18 protein-coding genes are annotated in these 18,669 nt (G+C 74.1%); 9 read left to right on the top strand and 9 right to left on the bottom strand.

Features of this window, described 5'->3' with window-relative positions; genetic code table 11:
• Positions 1 to 173: 173 nt before the first annotated feature.
• The 3 genes from ABZ371_RS13600 to ABZ371_RS13610 all read left to right on the top strand — a co-directional run bounded on the left by ABZ371_RS13600 (position 174) and on the right by ABZ371_RS13610 (position 2,182).
• Positions 174 to 575 carry a MarR family transcriptional regulator gene (locus ABZ371_RS13600; RefSeq protein ID WP_358677956.1) on the top strand — a complete coding sequence of 134 codons (402 nt, stop codon included), beginning with the start codon at positions 174 to 176 and terminating at the stop codon, positions 573 to 575.
• 74 nt (positions 576 to 649) lie between these two features.
• Complete coding sequence (locus tag ABZ371_RS13605) at positions 650 to 1,474, top strand: SDR family NAD(P)-dependent oxidoreductase (protein WP_358677959.1); 825 nt, start codon at positions 650 to 652, stop codon at positions 1,472 to 1,474.
• Positions 1,475 to 1,708: 234 nt separating this feature from the next.
• Complete coding sequence (locus tag ABZ371_RS13610; protein WP_358677962.1) at positions 1,709 to 2,182, top strand: GNAT family N-acetyltransferase; 474 nt, start codon at positions 1,709 to 1,711, stop codon at positions 2,180 to 2,182.
• Positions 2,183 to 2,369: 187 nt separating this feature from the next.
• On the opposite strand, the gene ABZ371_RS13615 is transcribed toward ABZ371_RS13610, so the two are convergent.
• Positions 2,370 to 2,951: a GNAT family protein gene (locus ABZ371_RS13615; protein WP_358677965.1), complete on the bottom strand. Its 582-nt coding sequence runs from the start codon at positions 2,949 to 2,951 to the stop codon at positions 2,370 to 2,372.
• 125 nt (positions 2,952 to 3,076) lie between these two features.
• Complete coding sequence (locus ABZ371_RS13620) at positions 3,077 to 4,525, bottom strand: MFS transporter (RefSeq protein WP_358677967.1); 1,449 nt, start codon at positions 4,523 to 4,525, stop codon at positions 3,077 to 3,079.
• Between the two features lie 112 nt (positions 4,526 to 4,637).
• Between ABZ371_RS13620 and ABZ371_RS13625 the strand changes: the two genes are divergently transcribed.
• On the top strand, positions 4,638 to 5,309 hold the full coding sequence (locus tag ABZ371_RS13625) for a TetR/AcrR family transcriptional regulator (RefSeq protein WP_358677970.1): 672 nt from the start codon (positions 4,638 to 4,640) through the stop codon (positions 5,307 to 5,309).
• 336 nt (positions 5,310 to 5,645) lie between these two features.
• Here ABZ371_RS13625 and ABZ371_RS13630 read toward each other — a convergent pair whose 3' ends face one another.
• Both ABZ371_RS13630 and ABZ371_RS13635 read right to left on the bottom strand, forming a co-directional pair.
• A complete protein-coding gene (locus ABZ371_RS13630; protein WP_358677973.1) occupies positions 5,646 to 6,500 on the bottom strand; it encodes a PhzF family phenazine biosynthesis isomerase in 855 nt (284 codons plus the stop codon).
• Positions 6,501 to 6,700: 200 nt separating this feature from the next.
• On the bottom strand, positions 6,701 to 7,456 hold the full coding sequence (locus tag ABZ371_RS13635; protein WP_358677976.1) for an SDR family oxidoreductase: 756 nt from the start codon (positions 7,454 to 7,456) through the stop codon (positions 6,701 to 6,703).
• Positions 7,457 to 7,598: 142 nt separating this feature from the next.
• Here ABZ371_RS13635 and ABZ371_RS13640 point away from each other — a divergent pair, with 142 nt between their 5' ends.
• Positions 7,599 to 9,269, top strand: coding sequence for an alkaline phosphatase D family protein (locus tag ABZ371_RS13640; protein ID WP_358677979.1), 1,671 nt, complete (start codon positions 7,599 to 7,601; stop codon positions 9,267 to 9,269).
• 42 nt (positions 9,270 to 9,311) lie between these two features.
• Here the strand turns inward: ABZ371_RS13640 and ABZ371_RS13645 are convergent, their stop codons facing one another.
• Entirely contained in the window at positions 9,312 to 10,313 is a 1,002-nt protein-coding gene (locus ABZ371_RS13645; protein ID WP_358677982.1) for a Gfo/Idh/MocA family oxidoreductase, read from the bottom strand.
• An 85-nt stretch (positions 10,314 to 10,398) separates the two neighbouring features.
• On the opposite strand from ABZ371_RS13645, the gene ABZ371_RS13650 reads away from it, so the two are divergent.
• Together ABZ371_RS13650 and ABZ371_RS13655 are read left to right on the top strand one after the other, a co-directional pair.
• On the top strand, positions 10,399 to 11,709 hold the full coding sequence (locus tag ABZ371_RS13650; RefSeq protein ID WP_358677985.1) for a multidrug effflux MFS transporter: 1,311 nt from the start codon (positions 10,399 to 10,401) through the stop codon (positions 11,707 to 11,709).
• Between the two features lie 168 nt (positions 11,710 to 11,877).
• Entirely contained in the window at positions 11,878 to 12,876 is a 999-nt protein-coding gene (locus ABZ371_RS13655; RefSeq protein WP_358677987.1) for a small ribosomal subunit Rsm22 family protein, read from the top strand.
• A gap of 51 nt (positions 12,877 to 12,927) precedes the next feature.
• Here the strand turns inward: ABZ371_RS13655 and ddaH are convergent, their stop codons facing one another.
• Positions 12,928 to 13,743 (bottom strand): dimethylargininase, encoded by an 816-nt coding sequence (gene ddaH / locus ABZ371_RS13660; RefSeq protein ID WP_358677990.1) that lies wholly within the window; start codon positions 13,741 to 13,743, stop codon positions 12,928 to 12,930.
• Between the two features lie 193 nt (positions 13,744 to 13,936).
• Between ddaH and ABZ371_RS13665 the strand changes: the two genes are divergently transcribed.
• Positions 13,937 to 14,560, top strand: a complete 624-nt coding sequence (locus ABZ371_RS13665) for a TetR/AcrR family transcriptional regulator (protein ID WP_358677993.1) — start codon at positions 13,937 to 13,939, stop codon at positions 14,558 to 14,560.
• 142 nt (positions 14,561 to 14,702) lie between these two features.
• Complete coding sequence (locus tag ABZ371_RS13670) at positions 14,703 to 15,446, top strand: bifunctional DNA primase/polymerase (protein ID WP_358677996.1); 744 nt, start codon at positions 14,703 to 14,705, stop codon at positions 15,444 to 15,446.
• A 151-nt stretch (positions 15,447 to 15,597) separates the two neighbouring features.
• Here ABZ371_RS13670 and ABZ371_RS13675 read toward each other — a convergent pair whose 3' ends face one another.
• The 3 genes from ABZ371_RS13675 to efeB form a co-directional block, all read right to left on the bottom strand.
• Positions 15,598 to 16,587 (bottom strand): hypothetical protein, encoded by a 990-nt coding sequence (locus tag ABZ371_RS13675; protein ID WP_358678004.1) that lies wholly within the window; start codon positions 16,585 to 16,587, stop codon positions 15,598 to 15,600.
• Positions 16,475 to 17,443 (bottom strand): iron uptake transporter permease EfeU, encoded by a 969-nt coding sequence (efeU, locus tag ABZ371_RS13680; RefSeq protein ID WP_358677998.1) that lies wholly within the window; start codon positions 17,441 to 17,443, stop codon positions 16,475 to 16,477. The genes ABZ371_RS13675 and efeU overlap by 113 nt, the downstream gene beginning before the upstream one ends.
• Before the next feature lie 80 nt (positions 17,444 to 17,523).
• Positions 17,524 to 18,669 (bottom strand): iron uptake transporter deferrochelatase/peroxidase subunit (efeB, locus tag ABZ371_RS13685; RefSeq protein ID WP_358678001.1); only part of this gene is annotated, 1,146 nt, incomplete at its 5' end.

Here is an 18,669-nt window from a genome sequence, read left to right on the forward strand (position 1 = left end):
CGCGCGGCGGGTGCCGCGCCGCCCGGACGGCTGCGTTCCGCCGCGCCGTCGGCGCCTTGGTATGGTGGTCGGCCCCCCCACCGGTACCCCCTCCATACCGGAAAGCCCCCATGACTCCACGAGCCAGCTCGACGCCCCCCACGCCCTCGGAACCGAGCGGCTTGGAGGCGGCGTTGATCCACCTGCAGTGCCTTCTGGTCGCGCGGCGGTCACGCGCCAACCCCGAGGGGGTGAACTGGCACCAGTACGACGTCCTGGAACTGCTGCGGGCCCGGGGCTCCCTGAAGCCGTCCGAACTGAGCGCCGCGCTCGACGTCTCCCGGCAGTCCACCTCGAAGGCCCTGCGCGTGCTGAAGGACCTGAACCTGGTGACCCAGCGGGCCTCGGGTGAGGACCGGCGGGAACTGAGCACCTCGCTCACCCCGGAGGGGCAGGAGTTCCTCACCCGGATAGCCAGGGGCCGCCAGGACATCGGTCAGCTCGCCGCCTCCGTACTGACCGACGGGGAGGCCGCCCTGTTCGCGGAGCTCTGCGAGAAGGTGGCCTCGGCCATGGAGGCCGAGCCCGCACGGTGACGTCCGGGGCACCCGGAAGGTGACTTCCGCCCGGCGGGCCGTTGCCGCCGGGCCGCTCCTTCGTTGCGCCGGGCATGAGGGACACGACCGTTCTCGTTCTCGGCGCCCGCGGTTCGACCGGCCGCAGGGTCCTTGCCCGCCTGCGGGACGCCGGCCGGCCGGTGCGGCCCGCCTCCCGGCGCACCGCCGTCCCGTTCGACTGGCACGACCGCGGCACCTGGGAGCCGGCGGTGGCCGGGACGGAGCGCGCCTACCTGATGCTCCCGCACGGGCTGCCGCTCCCGCCGGACTTCGTCCCGTGCGTGGTGGCGGCGGGCGTGCGGCGGCTGGTCCTCCTCTCCAGCCGGGCCGTCGAGGAGATGGGGGACGACCGTCTGACGGAGGCCGAGCGCATGGTGCGCGACGCCGAGGCGGAGTGGACGGTCGTACGGGCGGACTGGTTCAACCAGAACTTCGACGAGGGCGTCTTCCGCCGGGCGGTGCTCGACGGCACCCTGGCACTGCCGCTGGGGGAGTGCCGCCAGACGTTCGTCGACGCGGACGACATCGCCGCCGTGGCCGCCGCCGCCCTGACCGAGGAGGGGCACGCCGGCCGTACGTATGAGGTGACCGGACCCGACGCGCTGTCCTTCGCGGACGCCCTGGCCGCCATCGGGCGCGCCACCGGCCTGCCCCAGGTCTTCCACGGCGACAAGGACACCTACCGCGCCGGCCGGCTGGCGGCGGGGCAGCCGCCGGGGGCGGTGGAGCGTGAGATCGACGCGTACACGTCCCTGGCCGCGCTGGGCGACGCCCGGCCGACGGACACGGTCCGGCGGGTCACCGGCCGGCGCCCGAAGACGTTCGGGACGTACGTCGGTGAGGCCGCCGCGTCGGGCGCCTGGGCTCCTACCCGGTGAGACGAACGCGCCGGTCCGGGCTCCCGGCGCGGACCGGTGCGGACGCCGGCCGGGAGGCGGCCGCCGCCCCCGCAGCATGGGGAAGTCCCGCTCGTGCCGACGTCCTTCGGGCCGGGGGCGGCGCCGGCCGGTCACGGGGGGAGGCGCGTCGCCCTCGGCGGGAGGCGGAAAATCCCGTGCCCGCAGACCCTCTCCTCCGGTACAGATGGCCTTCGCCTACGAGGGAGTGACGGGATGACAGCACGGTACGAGCCGATCACGGTGCGCGCCGCGAGGGAGGGGGACGCGACGGAGGTCACCCGTGTCTTCCTCGCCTCCCGCGCGGCGGCCCTGCCGTATCTGCCCCGCGTGCACAGCGACGAGGCCACGCTCGCCTGGATCACCCATGTCGTGCTGCCGGGCAGCACGGTGTGGGTCGCCGAGGGGGCGGGCGGCGAGGTGCTCGGGTTCGCGGCGACGGACGGGGACGAGCTGGACCAGCTCTACCTGCGGCCCGACGTGCGGCGCCTCGGCATCGGGACGCGGCTCCTGACGCGGGTGAAGGAGGAGTCGGCCGGGGAACTGCACCTGTACACGTTCCGCCGCAACACCGCCGCGCGCGCCTTCTACGAGCGGCACGGCTTCGTCGCCGTGGCGTACGACGACGGCGGCCGCAACGAGGAGAAGGAGCCCGACGTGCGCTACCGGTGGACGGCGACCGCCGGCTGACCGGCGGGCGGCCCCCACGCGCCTGCGCCCTCCGGCCGGGCCGTCCCCCCCGCCTCCCGGTGGAGGACTCCCGGTGGGCCCGGGGCGGGCCCGAGGCGGCTGCGGCCCTCGTGCCCGGTCGACCGGTCCGGCGGTCGCGTCCGGTCGTCGCCTCCGGTGGTCGCGTCCGGGCGTCGCCCCCGGTCGGTCACCCGCCGGTGAGGCCCTGTCGACGGGCGGGTGGCTGCTCGCTCAGCCGCGCGTACATGATCATGTCCCGGCGCGTGTCACCGACCCGCTGCCAGCCCCGCAGGAGTCCCTCGGGCACGTAACCGGCGCTCTCCGCCGTCCGCGCAGAGGCGGTGTTCCACGGTTCGACGAGGAGCTGGAGGCGGGGGATGCGCAGTTCGTGCAGCGCCCAGGTGGTGACCGTGCGGAGCGCCGCTCCGGCCACGCCCTGCCGGCGGGCCGGGCCGGCCATCCAGTAGCCGAGCGTGGCCCGGCCCTCGGGCACCTCGTCGAGCCAGAGCCCGATGGAGCCCACCGGCCGCCTGTCCCGGGTGCGGACGATGGCGAACGGATACCCGGCGCCGGTGGCCGCCCGCTCCCACTGGCGGCGGACGTACGCCTCGGCCGCCTCGTCCGAGTACGGCGAGGGGATGGTGGTGATCAGGGGGATGTACTCGTCCGCCGCCGCCTCGCGGACGAGGGGCAGATCGCTCATCTCCCAGGGGCGCAGGACGAAGTCGGCTCCTGCGGTCATGCTGGGGACGATCAGCGGGTGCGCCATGACCGCCATCCTGCCGCGTCACCGCTCCGGGTCCCCGGCCCGACTCGCCCGGCCCGCCCCGCCCGTCCGGACGGCCTCCCGGTCCGGGCCCTGCCCCGTCCCGTCCCGTCCGGAGCCGGGTGGGATCACCTGGTGGACGCGGGTGTGCCGCGCCGGCCCGGGAAGGTCGCCGCGAGCAGGGCGCCGGCCAGCACGATCGCCGCGTTGACCAGCACCGCGGCCGAGATCCCCGAGAGCACCGCGTCCGGCCCGGTGGCCGAGCCCGTCCGCGCGGTCACGATCGCACTCATGACCGGGATGCCCATGGTGATGCCGACCTGCTGGGTCATCGCGGCCAGGCCCGTGGCGAGGCCCTGCTCCTCGTCGGGCAGGCCGGAGGTCGCGGTGACCATGAAGCCCACGATCACCAGCATGTTGCCGACGCCGCCGACGAAGGTCGCGGCCAGCAGGAGCGCGATCCAGCCGCCCGAGGTACCGAGGGCCACCAGGGAGAGCGTGGCCGCGGCCTGGACGACGCCTCCCAGGACGATCGTGCGCCGGGTCCCGTACCTGCCGACCGCCCGGCCGCCGAGCATGCCGCCGGTCACGGTGCCGATGCCGAGGACGCCGAAGGCGAGCCCGGTGGCGAGCGGGGAGTAGCCGAGGACCTCCTGGAGGTACAGGGTGAGGAGGAAGACCAGCGACGTCTCGGTCACGAAGGCGATCAGCCCGGTCGCGTTGCCCCGGACGACGCTGCGCCGCTTGAGGATGCGCACGGGCACGAGGGGGGCCGCCGCCCGGCTCTCGACGAACACGAAACCGGCGAGGAGCGCGGCACCGGCGAGCAGGGCCGCCAGCGTGGTGGGGGCCGCCCAGCCCGTCTCGCCCGCCTGCGTCAGACCGAACACGAGCAGCAGCAGGCCGCCGGTGACGGTGACCGCGCCCGGCACGTCGAGCTTCGCGCGCACGGCCGGTCGCGAGTCGGCGATCACGGACGGGGCGAGCGCGACGACGAGCGCGGCGACCGGGACGTTGACGAAGAAGGCCCAGCGCCAGGAGAGCAGGTCGGTCAGCACCCCGCCGAGGACGGCTCCCGCGGTGAAGCCGGCCGACATCAGGGCGCCGTTGAGACCGAGGGCGCGCTCGCGCAGCGGCCCCTCCCTGAACGCCGTGGTGAGCAGCGCGAGCCCGGCCGGGGTGACGGCCGCGGTCGCCAGGCCCTGGAGGACGCGGGCGGTCAGCAGCACCCCCGGTGTGGTGGCGAGCCCGCCCAGTGCGGAGGAGAGGCCCAGCAGGACCATGCCGCCGACGAACAGGCGCTTGCGGCCGAGGAGGTCGGCGACCCGGCCGAGGAGCAGCGTGAATCCGGCGGCGGCGAGGGCGAAGGAGGTGGCGATCCACTGGAGGTGGGCGAGGGAGAAGCCGAGTCCGGCACCGACGGCCGGCAGCGCGACGTTGAGGATCGAGAAGTCCACGGCGATCATGAACTGCGCGCCGAGGAGGAGCACGAGGACGAGCTTCTGGCGCCCCGTCATGCGGGAGGCCGACGGGGGTGCGGGGGGAGCCGTGGTGGGTGCCGTGCGGAACGCGGACATGGGTGCCCTTCCTGAGGCGTGAGGCGGCATGACGCACTAACGGGCCTATAGTTCCGTTAGGCTGGGGTCACCGTAGCAGTGGATGGGCAACTAATGGAACTGGAGACCCGTTATGGATGCTGATGGCGTACGGGGCGAGGCGGAGGGCGCCGAAGGGGCGGAGCCGGGCCGGGTCCGGCCGGGCGGACGGACGGCCCGCGTGCGTGAGGCCGTCCTGCGGGCGGCCGGTGACGCGTTGGCCGAGCAGGGCTTCGACGGGCTCGACCTCGCCGACGTCGCCCGCCGCGCCGAGGTCGGCAAGACGACCGTCTACCGGCGCTGGTCGACCACGGCCGGCCTGGTCGCGGACCTGCTCACGGACATGGCGGAGCAGTCCGTGCCGCGCACGGACACCGGCTCCCTGGAGGAGGACCTCAGGGCCAACGCCCGGCTGGTGGTGCGGACGCTGACCGACCCGCGTCAGGGTGCCCTGTTCACCGCCGTGATCGCGGCCGCCACCTGTGACGCCCGCACCGCGCAGGCGCTGCACCACTTCTACGCGGTACGGGTCGAGGAGTGGTCGGGCTGTGTGGACGCCGCGGTCGAACGGGGCGATCTGCCCACGGGCACCGACTCCGGTGAGGTGATCCGGGCCGTCTCGGCGCCCCTCTACTACCGGCTGCTCGCCAGTGGCGGCCCTCTCGACGAGGAGGCCGCCGACCGCGCGGCCGAGGCGGCCGCGGTGGCGGCACGGGCAGGGGTCTACGTGGACCGGCGGGTCACCCGGGCGGCGAGCGGAGGCTGACCGGGGCGGCGAACGACAGCCGACCCGACGGTGAGCGGTGGCTGACCCCGGGGGTGAGCGGCGGCTGACCCGGGCGGTGAGCGCCGGACCCGGGCGGTGAGCGGCGGCTGACCCTGACCACTGCGCAGGGTGACCCGGGGCGGGTGGCTCCGGTGCGCCCGGGCACCGGCGTCCCGGGGCCCGGCGCCGGACGCGGCCCGCCGCCGGGGCGGCCCGCGGGGCCGCGTGTGCCGCGCGAAGCGGCCGGGGTGCCCCCGGGCGGCCGGGGCCCGCCGGCGCGGAGCCCGGGTGCGCGTGGGCGCCCCAGGCGGCCGTGCCCGCATGGCCGCGGGCGGCTCAGCCGATGCGGGTGCCCGTGCCGCTCACCCTGATCCGGGGGTCGCCCGGGCGCAGTTCGACGGTGAGGGTGCCGGGCCGGCCCATGTCCTCCCCCTGGTGCAGGGTGAGGACGGCGGCGCCCGGAGCGAGCCCCAGCTCGCGCACGTACGCGCCGAAGGCGGCGGCCGCCGCACCCGTCGCCGGGTCCTCGACCACTCCACCCACGGGGAACGGGTCACGTACGTGGAAGACGGACCCGGAGGCGCGCCAGACCAGCTGAAGAGTCGTCAGGTCGAGTCGGTGCATGAGCGCTTCGAGGCGGCTGAAGTCGTAGGACAGGTCGGCCAGCCGCTCCCGCGTCGCGGCGGCGAGCACCAGGTGGCGGGCGCCCGCGTAGGCGATGCGGGGCGGCAGGGCCGGGTCCAGGTCCCCGGCCGGCCAGCCGAGGGCGGCCAGGGCCTCCGTCAGGTCGGCGGGCTCCACGTCCGCGACGTGCGGTTCGACACTGGTGAGCGTCGCGCGGAGCTCGTCGCCCGTGCGGGTCACCGAGACCGGGACCGTACCGGCCGGGGTGCGGAACACCAGCTCGCCCGGGCCGTCCCGTTCGGCCAGCGCGAGGGCCGCCGCGACCGTGGCGTGACCGCAGAAGGGCACCTCGGCCTTGGGGCTGAAGTAGCGGATGGTGTGCCCGCCCCGGCCGTCCGGCGCGGTGAGGAACGCCGACTCGCTGTAGCCCAGCTCCGCCGCGACGGAGAGCATCGCCGCCTCGTCGAACGCCGAGGCGTCCAGGACGACGCCGGCGGGGTTGCCGCCGTCCGGGTCGGCGGAGAAGGCGGTGTAGCGAAGGACTTCGGCGGCAGGAGGTCGGTTCATGTCGCAGGACAACCGAGGCGCGCGCCGGTCCATTCCCGGGCCGTCAGGGGTGATCAGGGCGCTGGAGACGCCGGGGCCGGGGGCCGTGAGAACGCCGGGTCCGGGGCGGGCGGTCGTCGGGGACGGTTCCCGGGCTGCCGGGCCGTGCGGTCGTCGGCGGTCGGTCCCGGGCTTCCGGGACCCTGCCCCCGGGCGGGACGTCAGCCCCGGCCGACGTACGGCATCGCCGTGGCCATGACCGTCGCGAACTGCACGTTGGCCTCCAGCGGCAGATCCGCCATGTGCAGGACGGTCCGTGCCACGTCGTCCGCCGCCATCACCGGCTCGACGGCCGTCCGGCCGTCCGCCTGCAGGGTCCCCGTCCGCATCCGTTCCGTCATGTCGGTCGCCGCGTTGCCGATGTCGATCTGCCCGCAGGCGATCCGGTACGGGCGCCCGTCCAGCGACAGCGACTTGGTCAGGCCCGTCACGGCGTGCTTCGTCGCGGTGTACGCGATCGAGTGCGGGCGGGGGGCGTGGGCGGAGACGGATCCGTTGTTGATGATCCGGCCGCCCTGCGGGTCCTGTCGCCTCATCAGGCGGAATGCGGCCTGCGCGCACAGGAACGCCCCGGTCAGGTTCACGTCCACCACGGTGCGCCAGTCCTCGTACGCCAGGTCCTCGACGGGCGTGGCCCCCGGGCCGAACGTGCCGGCGTTGTTGAAGAGCAGGTCGAGCCGCCCGAAGCGGTCCCGCACGGCGGCGAAGAGTGCCGCCACCTGGTCCGGGTCGCTCACGTCCGTGGGGACGCAGAGGGTGCTGCCCGGCCGGGCGGCGGCGGCGGTCTCCTCCAGGGCCCGGGCTTGCCGGCCGGCCAGGACCACCGTTCGGCCCGCACCCGAAAGGGTGAGAGCGACGGCCCTGCCGATGCCGGATCCCGCACCCGTCACGACAGCGATCGGCTGCTCGGTGTTCATGACTCGGCAGCGTACGGGACGTGTCAGGGCAGCCGGCACCCGGTGCTCATCGCGCCGCCACAAGGATGTTGTGTACCCGCCAACGGCAGGTCGTCGCCCGGGACTCCAATGCCTCTGACAACATCCGGCAGGGGAGGGGCACATGACACCCGCACAGATCAGCAGTACGCCCGGCGGTCGGCAGGGGCACGCGGCCGAGTTCCGCGACGCCGCCCGGCGGCTCGCGTCCGGCCCGGGCCGCCGGCGCTTCCTCACGGTCACCGGGGCCGCGGCGGCACTGGCCTTCGCCGCCGGCCTGCCGGCCGCGGGCAGCGCGAGCGCCGCCGAACTCGACGCCCGGAGGATCACGGAGGACCCCTTCACCCTGGGCGTCGCCTCCGGGGACCCGCTGCCCGAGTCCGTCCTCCTGTGGACGAGACTCGCCCCCCGCCCCTACGAGTCCGGTGGCGGCCTGCCCGCCACCCGCGTCCAGGTCCGCTGGGAGCTCGCGCGCGACGAGCGCTTCCGGCGCGTCGTCCGGCGGGGGTCGGCCACCGCCCACCCGGAGTTCGCCCACAGCGTCCACGTCGACGTCGACGGCCTCGACTCCGACCGGGTCTTCTACTACCGCTTCCGCGCCGGCAGCTGGATCAGCCCCACCGGGCGCACCCGCACCGCCCCCTCGCCGGGTGCCCGGAACTCCTCGCTGACCCTGGCCGCCGTCTCCTGCCAGGCCTACCACGACGGCTACTTCACGGCCTACCGGCACCTCGCCGCGGAGGACGTCGACGTGGTGTTCCACCTCGGCGACTACCTCTACGAGTACGCGGTCACCGCCACCGGAGGCGCCCGCGGCTACACCGACCGGGTGCTGCCCGGCCACTTCAACCGGGAGACGGTCACGCTCGACGACTACCGGATGCGCTACGGCCTCTACAAGTCCGACCCGGACCTGCGCGCCGCCCACGCCGCCCACCCCTTCGTCGTCACCTGGGACGACCACGAGACCGAGAACAACTACGCCGGCGACACCCCCGAGAACGACGTCCCGCCCGAGGAGTTCCTGCTCCGCCGGGCCGCCGCCTACCGCGCCTACTGGGAGAACCAGCCGCTGCGCGCCCCGCAGCTCCCCACCGGCCCCGACATGCGGCTCCACCGACGCCTGCGGTTCGGCCGGCTCGCCCAGTTCGACGTCCTCGACACCCGCCAGTACCGCAGCAACCAGGCGTACGGCGACGGCTGGAAGGTCCCCGGACCGGAGTCCGAGGACCCCGCCCGCACGATGACGGGGGCCGCCCAGGAGCGCTGGCTGATCGACGGCTGGAAGACCTCCCACGCCCTGTGGAACGTCGTGCCGCAGCAGGTCACCTTCGCCCAGCGGCGTGACGTGCCGTCGGACGCCTACAAGCTGTCCATGGACTCGTGGGACGGCTACCCCGCCTCCCGGCAGCGGATCATGGACGGGGCCGAGGCCGCCGGCATCGACAACCTGATGGTGCTGACCGGAGACGTCCACGTCGGCTACGCCTTCGACCTCAAGAAGGACTTCGACGACCCGGCCTCCCGGACCGTCGGGACGGAGATCGTCGCCACCTCGATCGCCAGCGGCAAGGACGGCTCCGACAAGCCGGCCAACTGGGACAACCAGACCCGGGCCAACCCGCACATGAAGTTCTACAACGGCCGCCGCGGTTACGCCGTCGTCGGCCTCGGCAAGGACCTGGCGCGCGCCGACTTCCGCACGGTGGCGGCGGTCACCACGCCCGGCGCGCCCGTCACGACGGCCGGGTCCTTCGTGACCGAGGCCGGCAACCCGGGCCTCACCCCCGCCTGACCCGGCCCGGCGACCGCCCGGAGGGACCGGTGCGCCCCCGGGTCAGCCGTCCGCCGGGTAGCGGACACCGATGCGGTCGCGGACCGCGTCGAGCGTCCGCATCACGGCGAGCGAACCGTCCAGCGGCACCAGCGGCGACTCCTTCTCGCCCGCGCGCACGGCCCGTGTCACCTCGACGGCCTCGTACTGCATGCCCGTGAGCCCCTGCGGGCCAGGGCCCGTGGTGACCTCCTCCGGTTCCCGGCCCGCGCGGTGCAGGACGAAACGCTCGGGGTGGAAGAAGCCCTGGGGGAAGTCGATCCGTCCCGCGGTCCCCGTGACCGAGGCGACGGTCGGCAGGTCCCCGACGATCGAACAGCTCAGCAGCGCCGTGGCGCCGGAGTCCCAGCCCAGCAGCATCCCGGTGTTGAGGTCGACGCCCTCCGGGGACAGCAGGGCGTCCGCCTGCACCCGGTCCGGCTCGCCCAGCAGCAACTGCGCGAACGACACCGGGTAGACGCCCAGGTCGAGCAGTGCTCCGCCGCCCAGCGCGGGGTCGCGCAGCCGGTGCTCGGGCCCGAAGGTGCCGGCGAAGCCGAAGTCGGCCTGTACGGTGCGGATCTCGCCGATGGCCCCGTCCCGCACCAGCTCGGTCATCCGGCGGATGACCGGGTTGCAGTACGTCCACATGGCTTCCATCAGGAACAGGCCGCGCTCGCGGGCCAGGTCCACGAGCTCCTGTGCCTCCCGGGCGTTGAGCGTGAACGCCTTCTCGCACAGCACGTGCTTGCCGGCCTCCAGGGCGAGGGCGGCGGCCTCCCGGTGCGCGGAGTGCGGAGTGGCCACGTACACGACGTCGACGTCGTCGTCGGCGACGAGCTCCGCCCAGCTGCCGTAGGCCCGCTCGATCCCGAAGCGCTCGGCGAAAGCCTTCGCGGACACCTCCGTCCGTGAGGCGACCGCCACGACCTCGGCGCCGGAGTCCTTCACCGCCAGGAGGTCCGCCGTGAACGTCGCGGCTATGCCGCCCGTCGCCAGAACACCCCAACGCACAGTCCCGCTCATGCCGTCCGCCCTCACGCAAAAAGGTATCGACCACTACGACTGACCTGAGAGCATAGATGCGCGATTCAACGAAGCGGAGACGAGGATGCCGGACAGCGGCGTGAGCCGGGCCCAGCGAGCACAGCACGACACACCCCACCCCCTACCCACACCGGCCGGACCGGCCACGACCGCGGCACAGCGGGCCGGCCTCCTGGTCACCCTGGTACTGGGCGGACTCACCGCCCTGCCACCCCTGTCGATGGACATGTACCTCCCGGCTCTGCCGGCGGTCACCGACTCCCTGCACGCGCCCGCCGCCACCGTCCAGCTCACGCTGACCGCGTGCCTGACCGGCATGGCCCTCGGCCAGCTGGTCGTCGGGCCGATGAGCGACCGGTGGGGTCGCCGCAGGCCGCTGCTCCTGGGCATGATCGTCTACGTCCTCGCCACCGTGATCTGCGCCTTCGCCCCCACCGCCGAACTCCTCATCGCCTTCCGGCTGCTGCAGGGGCTGGCCGGTGCGGCCGGCATCGTCATATCCCGGGCCGTGGTGCGCGACCTCTACGACGGGGTGGAGATGGCGCGGTTCTTCTCCACCCTGATGCTGATCTCCGGAGTCGCCCCCGTCGTCGCCCCGGTGATCGGCGGACAGGTCCTGCGCTTCACCGACTGGCGCGGCATCTTCGTCGTGCTCACCGTCGTCGGCCTGCTCCTCACCTTCGTCGTCTGGAAGTGGCTGCACGAGACGCTGCCGGAGGCCGAGCGGCACACCGGGGGCATCGGTGACGCCCTGCGGACCATGCGCGGCCTGCTGGCCGACCGGGTGTTCACCGGCTACATGGTCGCGGGCAGCCTCGCCTTCGCCGCGCTCTTCGCCTACGTCAGCGCCTCCCCCTTCGTCGTGCAGGAGATCTACGGCGCCTCGCCGCAGACGTTCAGCCTGCTCTTCGGGATCAACTCGATCGGGCTGATCGCCGTCGGCCAGATCAACGGCAAGGTGCTGGTCGGCCGGATCAGCCTGGACAAGGCGCTCGGCTTCGGCCTGGCCGTCATCTCCCTCGCGGCGATCGCCCTGCTGCTGATGACGACCGGTGTCTTCGGGGACGTGGGCCTGCTGCCGGTCGCCGCGGGGCTGTTCGTCCTCATGTCGGCCATGGGGCTGGCGATGCCGAACACCAACACCCAGGCGCTGATGCGGACCCGGCACGCCGCCGGATCGGCCTCGGCACTGCTCGGCACCTCCTCCTTCCTCATCGGCGCCGTGGCCTCCCCGCTCGTGGGCATCGCGGGGGAGGAGACGGCCGTGCCCATGGCCGTGGTGCAGGTGGTCTGCGCGCTCTCGGCCGTGGCCTGCTTCCTGCTGCTGTGCCGGCCGTGGCGGCACGTGCCGCAGGACCAGCCGGCAGGCGGGTAGCCCGCCGGGCGGCCGGACCCGTCCACCCCGCGGGGCGGAGCCGGCGCCCCCCGGCCGGCGCGGTGGGCGACCGTCGCACGCGGCCGCCCGGACCGGCGCCGTCCCGCCCTGCTCGCCGCCGGACCGCCGGACTGCGGAGCGGCGGCCCGCTGCGCCTACAATTCGGCGGTGAACGCCACTCTCCCCACCGCGGAATCCCTGCGCACGGCCCTGGCCGGGCTGCTCGACGGGCTTCCGCCCAAGCAGGCCGCGCAGGCCGTCGACCGGCTGATCGCCAGCTACCGCGGGACGACCCCCACCGACGCCCCGGTCCTCCGCGACCGCTCGGACGTCGCCGCGTACGCCGCGTACCGCATGCCCGCGACGTTCGAGGCCGTACGGGCCTGCCTCGCCGCGTTCCGGGCGGCCGCTCCGGACTGGGCGCCCGCCACGCACACCGACATCGGCGGCGGCACGGGCGCGGCGACCTGGGCGGTGGCGGGTGCCTGGCGGCAGGCGCCGCGCACGACCGTCCTGGACTGGGCCGAGCCCGCCCTCGTCCTCGGCCGCGAGCTGGCCCGGGCGTCCGGGATCCCGGCCCTCAGCGAGGTGACCTGGCAGCGGGCGAGGATCGGCGTGGCGCAGGAGGAGGCAGCCACGGATCTGGTCACCGTCAGTTACGTACTGAAGGAACTCACGCCCGAGGACCGGGCCGCCCTCGTCGACTCCGCCGCCGCCCGCGCGCAGGCCGTGGTGATCGTGGAGCCGGGCACCCCCGACGGGTACGCCCGTGTCATCGAGGCCCGCGACCGGCTGATCGCCGCCGGGCTGACCGTCGCCGCGCCGTGTCCGCACAGTGGCGCGTGCCCCATCGAGCAGGGGACGGACTGGTGCCACTTCTCGGCGCGGGTCAGCCGCTCGTCGCTGCACCGCCAGGTCAAGGGCGGCTCGCTGAGCCACGAGGACGAGAAGTACAGCTACGTCGTCGCCACCCGCTTCCCCACCGACCCGGCGGGCGCCCGGGTCGTCCGGCGACCGCAGCTCCGCAAGGGCCAGGTACTGCTGGACCTCTGCACCCGGGACGAGGGCCTGCGCCGGGCCACGGTCACCAAGCGGCACGGCGAGCTCTACCGTGCCGCCCGGGACACCGCGTGGGGCGACCCGTGGCCGCCGCCGGAGGGTGACTAGCGGGCCCGGCCGCCGCGCCCGGACACGGCCCGGTGTCCGGGCCGCCGCCGGCTACGCCCGCAGCTCCTGGGTGCAGCACTTCACGCTGCCGCCGCCCTTGAGCAGCTCGCCCAGATCCACCGGGACCGGTTCGAAGCCCCGGTCCCGCAAGGGGGCGAGGAGGCCCACCGCCCCCTGGGGCAGCAGGACGTGGCGCCCGTCGCTGACCGCGTTGAGCCCGAGTGTCGCGGCGTCCGCCTCCTGGGCGATCAGGGCGTCGGGGAAGAGCCGGGCGAGCACGGCCCGGCTGCCCGGTGAGAAGGCACCCGGGTAGTACATGATCTCGTCGGCCGCGTCGTCGAGGACGCACAGCGCGGTGTCCAGGTGGTAGTAGCGCGGGTCCACCAGGTCCAGTCCGATCACCGGGCGGCCGAAGAACTCCTGCGCCTCGTCGTGCGAGAGCGGGCTGGACCGGAAGCCGCGCCCGGCCAGGAGGTAGGAGGCGGTGACGGCGAAGTCGCCCTCGCCCTCGTTGACGTGGTCCGGCTCCCGGATCTCGGTGAACCCGTGGGCGCGGAACCACTCGCGGTGCGCCTCGGCCTCGGCGTACCGCTCCCGGTAGGCGAACAGGGCGCCCAGCACGCGGCCGTCCACCACGGTGGCGCCGTTGGCGGCGAAGACCATGTCGGGCAGTTCGGGGCGGGGGGCGAGCAGTTCGACGGTGTGCCCGAGAGCGCGGTAGCGGTCGCGCAGGGTCTCCCACTGGGTGATGGCCAGGGGCAGGTCCACGGGTTTGGAGGGGTCCATCCACGGGTTGATGGAGTAGGTGACCTGGAAGTGGGCCGGGGCGCACATCAGGTAGCGACGAGGGGTGGCGTCACGGGTCAACGCGGGCTCCTCACGATCGGCAGCGCGAACTGCGGAACGGTGGGATACGCACGGTCTGCGCGTGACTTCATGGTGCGCCCCGGCCGCCGGTTGCGCAGTGATCCGAACGGGTGGTTCCCGGGCGTGGTCCGCACGCGTGTCCGCCCCGGGGCAGGCCGGGACGTCCCGGACCGCCGGCTTGTAGATTGACGGGATGGCACCGCAGAGGACCCCCGACTCCCACCGCCGCAGCGAACGCTCGCGCAGGGCGATCTACGACGCCGCGCTCGCCCTCGTCGGTGAGGTCGGCTACGGCAGGACGACGATCGAGGGGATCGCCGCCCGCGCCGGGGTCGGCAAGCAGACCATTTACCGGTGGTGGCCCTCGAAGGCGGCCGTCCTCATGGAGGCGTTCCTCGACATGGCGGCCCGGCAGGCCGCCGAGGCGGCCGGGGACGGCGACGCCCACGGCTTCCCGGACACGGGGGACCTGGCGGCCGACCTGAAGACCGTCCTGCGGGCCACCGTCGACGAGCTCAACGATCCGGCGAGCCAGGCGCCCACCCGCGCCCTGACCGCCGAGGCCGTCATGGATCCGGCCCTGGCCGCCCAGTTCGTCGAGAGGCTGCTCGAGCCCCAGATGCGGTTGTACGTCACACGGCTGCGCGCGGCGCAGGAGGCCGGGGAGCTGCGCGCGGACGTCGACCCGCGCACCGCGGTGGAGCTGCTCGTCGCCCCGCTCACCCACCGCTGGCTGCTGCGGACCCTGCCACTGACCCACGCCTACGCCGACGCGGTCGTGGACCACGCCCTGCGGGGCATGTCCGCGAGGCCCTGAAATAAATCGAGCCATTACCGGCATTTCCCCTCCAGGGGCCGACCTCCGCGCTCGGGCCGGGCCACCCCGCTCCGCGACTCCGGCCACCTGAGGAGCAGGATGGTGGGACCATGGAGGAAGAACCACTGAGGTGAGGGGATAGATGGGCGCCGATTCCGGCCGTTATCGCGGCACAGAGAGCAGGATCTCCCAGTGGCTGCGCCGGCGGCCCAAACCGCAGCCGGAAGCAGACGACGCGGCCCGGCTGGCGCTGCTCCTCGCCGTGGCCGAGGCCGGAATGCCGATCTCACCGGCCGCGCACCCGTCCGGTTACCGATGTTCGTGCGAGCGTGTCGGCTGTCCGACCCCCGCCCGGCACCCCGTGTCGTTCGCCTGGCAGACGCAGTCGACGACCGACCGCGTCCAGATCGAGCGCTGGGCCGCCGCTCAGCCGCTCGCCAACTTCATCACGGCGACCGGCATGGTCCACGACGTGCTGGACGTCCCCCTGGCGGCGGGGCGCAGCGCCCTGGACCGCCTGATCGCCGCGGGCATCGAGGTCGGGCCCGTCGCCCGGTCCGGTGACGACCGGATGCTCTTCTTCACCGCCACGCGCGGGACCCCCGAGGAGGAGGACGAGTGGTGGCCGTGCGAGCTGGACTGCCACCCCGAGACGATGGACGAGCACCCGGGGATGCGCTGGCACTGCCGCGGCAGCTATGTGCTGCTGCCGCCCGCGAGGCTCCCCGGTGACCTGGACGTGCACTGGATCCGCGGCCCGGAGTACCCGCTGCCCGACCCGCTGACCCTGCTGGAGACGCTCACGGACGCCTGCGCGCGGTACGCGGACACGGCCGACGCGAGTGACCTCGACCACGACGCGGTGGCCTGGCCGCTCAGCCGCTGACCGTACGGTGCCGGCCGGGTGCACCGGCGCCGGAGGCCGACCGCCGGGCCGGGGTGGGGTGGGACGCCCGCCGCGCGGGAGGGGCGTCACGCCCCGGTGCCGTCCGCCGCTCGCGTACCCGCGGCGCCGGACGCGCGCCCGGGCCCGTGGTTCAGGAGCCCTTTGCCGCGACGAGCCCCGGCAGGCGGTTCAGCACGCGCACCTTGCCACCCTCGCCGCCCGCGCCCCGCTTGGGCACGTAGACCAGCTGGCTGGAGACCCGCTCCTTGGTCAGTGTGCTCTGCACCTCGCCCGTCAGCAGCGCCCGCACGTCCGCCGTGACCGCCGGCCGCAGGCCCTTCGCGGCGGTCTGCCGTTCGAAGTGCTTGCTGCTGAAGAAGACCAGCGCCCCGCCGTCCTCGGTCGTCAGGCCCAGCGGCGCGAAGGCGCCCGTGTCCAGCGGCTGGTCGGCGTACTGGAACGAGAAACCGGCCTTGCGGGTGTTCCTGCGCGCGTCCCGCCAGCCAGAGGTGGTCGCGCCCGGGGCGAAGACGTCCGGTGTGCCGTCCTGGAGGTATCCCGTGTAGGCCGTGCTCAGGTCTCCCGGCGGGCTGGCCAGGACCGAATCCGTGTCCGCCGAGGGCACGGGCCGCACGAGGCCGTCCGCGTCCTCGCGGAACTTCGGTACCTCCGAGGGGGGTATCACCGCCAGGTAGGCGGCCTTCCACGGCGCGTCCGGCCCCGTGCGGACGAACGCCAGCAGCCAGCGGGTGTCCAGCTTCCCGCCGTCCTGGTCGCGGTTGGAGTCGGTGTCCGCGAGGAACCAGCGGGGCCAGCCCGCCTTGCGGGGGATGGCGAACGCGGCGTCGGACAGCACCAGCGGTCTGTGCGACGCGTTGCCCCGCGGGTTGTTCTTCCGGCGGGCCGTCAGTCCGGCCTGGTTGATCGCGCCGAGCGAACCGGTCACCCGGTCCGCGTCCAGCGCCGGATCGTAGGCCTTGTCCGCCCTGTTGTACGCGGCGGTGAAGTCCGCCAGGGCCTTCGCGGCCTCAGCCCTCGTCGCCCCCGGCACGACTTCCCGTTCGCCGTGCACCGTCACGCAGCCGCTCGCCGCCACGCTCAGCACCGTCGCCGTCGCGAGCCCCGCCGCCAGTCGACCCAGCCTTCTCATCCGTTGCCTTCTGCGCCTTCTGATCCGTCGTCCGCACTGACCGCCTGAACCCTACCGGGGCGAGGAACAGCGCGAGGGTGGGGACGAGGTAGAGCAGCCACACCGTGACCTGGAGGACGGTCGGATCGGCCTGGAAGTTGAGGACCCCCTTGAGCAGGGTGCCGTACCAGCTGTCCGGCGGGATCGTGGCCGTGACGTCGAACGCCTTGTCCTGGAGGCCGCCCAGGAAGCGGGCCTCCTGGAGGTCGTGCACCCCGTAGGCGAGCACCCCGGCGGCCACGACGACGAGCATGCCGCCCGTCCACGTGAAGAACCTCGACAGGTTGATCCGCAGCGCGCCCCGGTAGAACAGCCAGCCCAGGACCACCGCGGTCGCGATGCCGAGCAGCACACCCACCAGCGGTGACGAGGATCCCTCACCGCTCGCCCGCACGGACGCCCACACGAACAGCGCCGTCTCCAGGCCCTCCCGGCCCACCGCGAGGAAGGCGGTGGCGACCAGGGCGCCGGTGCCCATCGCCAGGGCCGCGTCGAGCTTGCCGTGCAGCTCCCGCCTCAGGTGCCGCGCGGTCCGCCGCATCCAGAAGACCATCCAGGTCACCAGGCCGACGGCGATGATCGACAGCGATCCGCCGAGCATCTCCTGGGCCTCGAACGTCAGCTCCTGCGAGCCGAACTCGAGCGCCGCGCCGAAGGCCAGCGAGATGGCGCACGCGATGCCGATGCCGGTCCACACCGGACGCAGCGCGTCGCGGCGGCCGGTCTTGACCAGGTACGCGATGAGGATGCAGACGACCAGGCTGGCCTCGAGACCCTCGCGCAGGCCGATCAGGTAGTTGCCGAACATGCCGGTCCTTCCACGCTTCCGGTCACGGGACCGGTGTTTCCACGGTGCCGGTCACGAGGCCGGCGCTTCCACGGGGCCGGTCACGAGAACAGTGTCCGGCCCCACCAGTCGTCCCTGTCGCGGACGCCCGGCGGCACGGCGAAGACCGCCGAACCCACGTGCTGGATGTACTCGTTGAGCGCGTCGGCGGCTGCCAGGCTCCGCTGCACCGGGATGAAACCCCTGCGGACGTCACGCTGGTAGGCCAGGAAGAACAGGCCGGCGTCGAGCCTGCCCAGCCCGTCCGTGCCGTCGGTGAAGGAGTAGCCGCGGCGCAGGATCCTCGCACCGCCGTTGGTGTCGGGGTGGGCGAGCCGCACATGGGCGGTCGGTAGCATCGCCTTGAGGAACGGCTCGTCACGCTCCTTCGACCTGCCGACCGGGGCGCCCTCGCCCTTGTCCCGGCCGAAGATGTCCTCCTGCTCCTGCAGCGGGGCCCGGTCCCAGGTCTCGATGTGCATCCGGATGCGCCGCGCCACCAGGTACGAGCCCCCGGTCATCCACCCGGCGCCGTCCTTCCGGCCGACCCACACGTGCTCGTCCAGGGCGGCGGTGTCCGTGCCGGAGATGTTCCGGGTGCCGTCCTTGAAGCCCATCATGTTGCGGGGGGTATGGGCGTCCGGCGTCGTCGAGGACGTCTTGCCGAAGCCCAGCTGCGACCAGCGGATCGCGGTGCGCCCCATGCCGATCCTGGCGAGATTGCGGATGGCGTGCACGGCGACCTGCGGGTCGTCGGCGCACGCCTGCACGCACAGGTCGCCGCCGCTGCGGGCGGGGTCGAGGTTGTCACCGGGGAACTTGGGGAGATCCACCAGCGCTTCCGGCCGGCGTCCCTCGAGTCCGAACCTCCCCTTCGCGAACAGGGAGGGCCCGAAACCGATGGTGAGCGTCAGCCGGGACGGCCGCAGGCCGAGCGCCTCACCCGTGTCGTCCGGCGGCGCCTCGGCCAGGCCGCCGTAGGCGCCGTCGCCCACGGTGCGCCCGGCCGTCATCCGCTCCGCCGCCCGGGTCCACTCCTCGAGCAGGCCGGCCAGCTCGGCCCGGTCCTTCGTCGTCACGTCGAAGGAGGCGAAGTGCAGCCTGTCCTGCACGGGGGTGGCGACCCCCGCCTGGTGTGCTCCGTGGAAGGGCACCGCCGCGCCGCTGTCCCCGGCCGGCTCCGCGCCGTCGGGGCGCACCGCGGCCAC

The sequence above is a fragment of the Streptomyces sp. NPDC005899 genome (assembly GCF_040629645.1).
Taxonomy (GTDB): Bacteria; Actinomycetota; Actinomycetes; order Streptomycetales; family Streptomycetaceae; genus Streptomyces.

Coding starts and splice junctions, on each gene's coding strand:
- ABZ371_RS13615 (WP_358677965.1), bottom strand. CDS start 2,951: ATGGCGCACCCGCTGATCGTCCCCAGCATGACCGCAGGAGCCGACTTC.
- ABZ371_RS13665 (WP_358677993.1), top strand. CDS start 13,937: ATGGCACCGCAGAGGACCCCCGACTCCCACCGCCGCAGCGAACGCTCG.
- ABZ371_RS13670 (WP_358677996.1), top strand. CDS start 14,703: ATGGGCGCCGATTCCGGCCGTTATCGCGGCACAGAGAGCAGGATCTCC.
- ABZ371_RS13625 (WP_358677970.1), top strand. CDS start 4,638: ATGGATGCTGATGGCGTACGGGGCGAGGCGGAGGGCGCCGAAGGGGCG.
- ABZ371_RS13645 (WP_358677982.1), bottom strand. CDS start 10,313: ATGAGCGGGACTGTGCGTTGGGGTGTTCTGGCGACGGGCGGCATAGCC.
- ABZ371_RS13605 (WP_358677959.1), top strand. CDS start 650: ATGAGGGACACGACCGTTCTCGTTCTCGGCGCCCGCGGTTCGACCGGC.
- ABZ371_RS13650 (WP_358677985.1), top strand. CDS start 10,399: ATGCCGGACAGCGGCGTGAGCCGGGCCCAGCGAGCACAGCACGACACA.
- ABZ371_RS13630 (WP_358677973.1), bottom strand. CDS start 6,500: ATGAACCGACCTCCTGCCGCCGAAGTCCTTCGCTACACCGCCTTCTCC.
- efeU (WP_358677998.1), bottom strand. CDS start 17,443: ATGTTCGGCAACTACCTGATCGGCCTGCGCGAGGGTCTCGAGGCCAGC.
- ABZ371_RS13610 (WP_358677962.1), top strand. CDS start 1,709: ATGACAGCACGGTACGAGCCGATCACGGTGCGCGCCGCGAGGGAGGGG.
- ABZ371_RS13640 (WP_358677979.1), top strand. CDS start 7,599: ATGACACCCGCACAGATCAGCAGTACGCCCGGCGGTCGGCAGGGGCAC.
- ABZ371_RS13620 (WP_358677967.1), bottom strand. CDS start 4,525: ATGTCCGCGTTCCGCACGGCACCCACCACGGCTCCCCCCGCACCCCCG.
- ABZ371_RS13635 (WP_358677976.1), bottom strand. CDS start 7,456: ATGAACACCGAGCAGCCGATCGCTGTCGTGACGGGTGCGGGATCCGGC.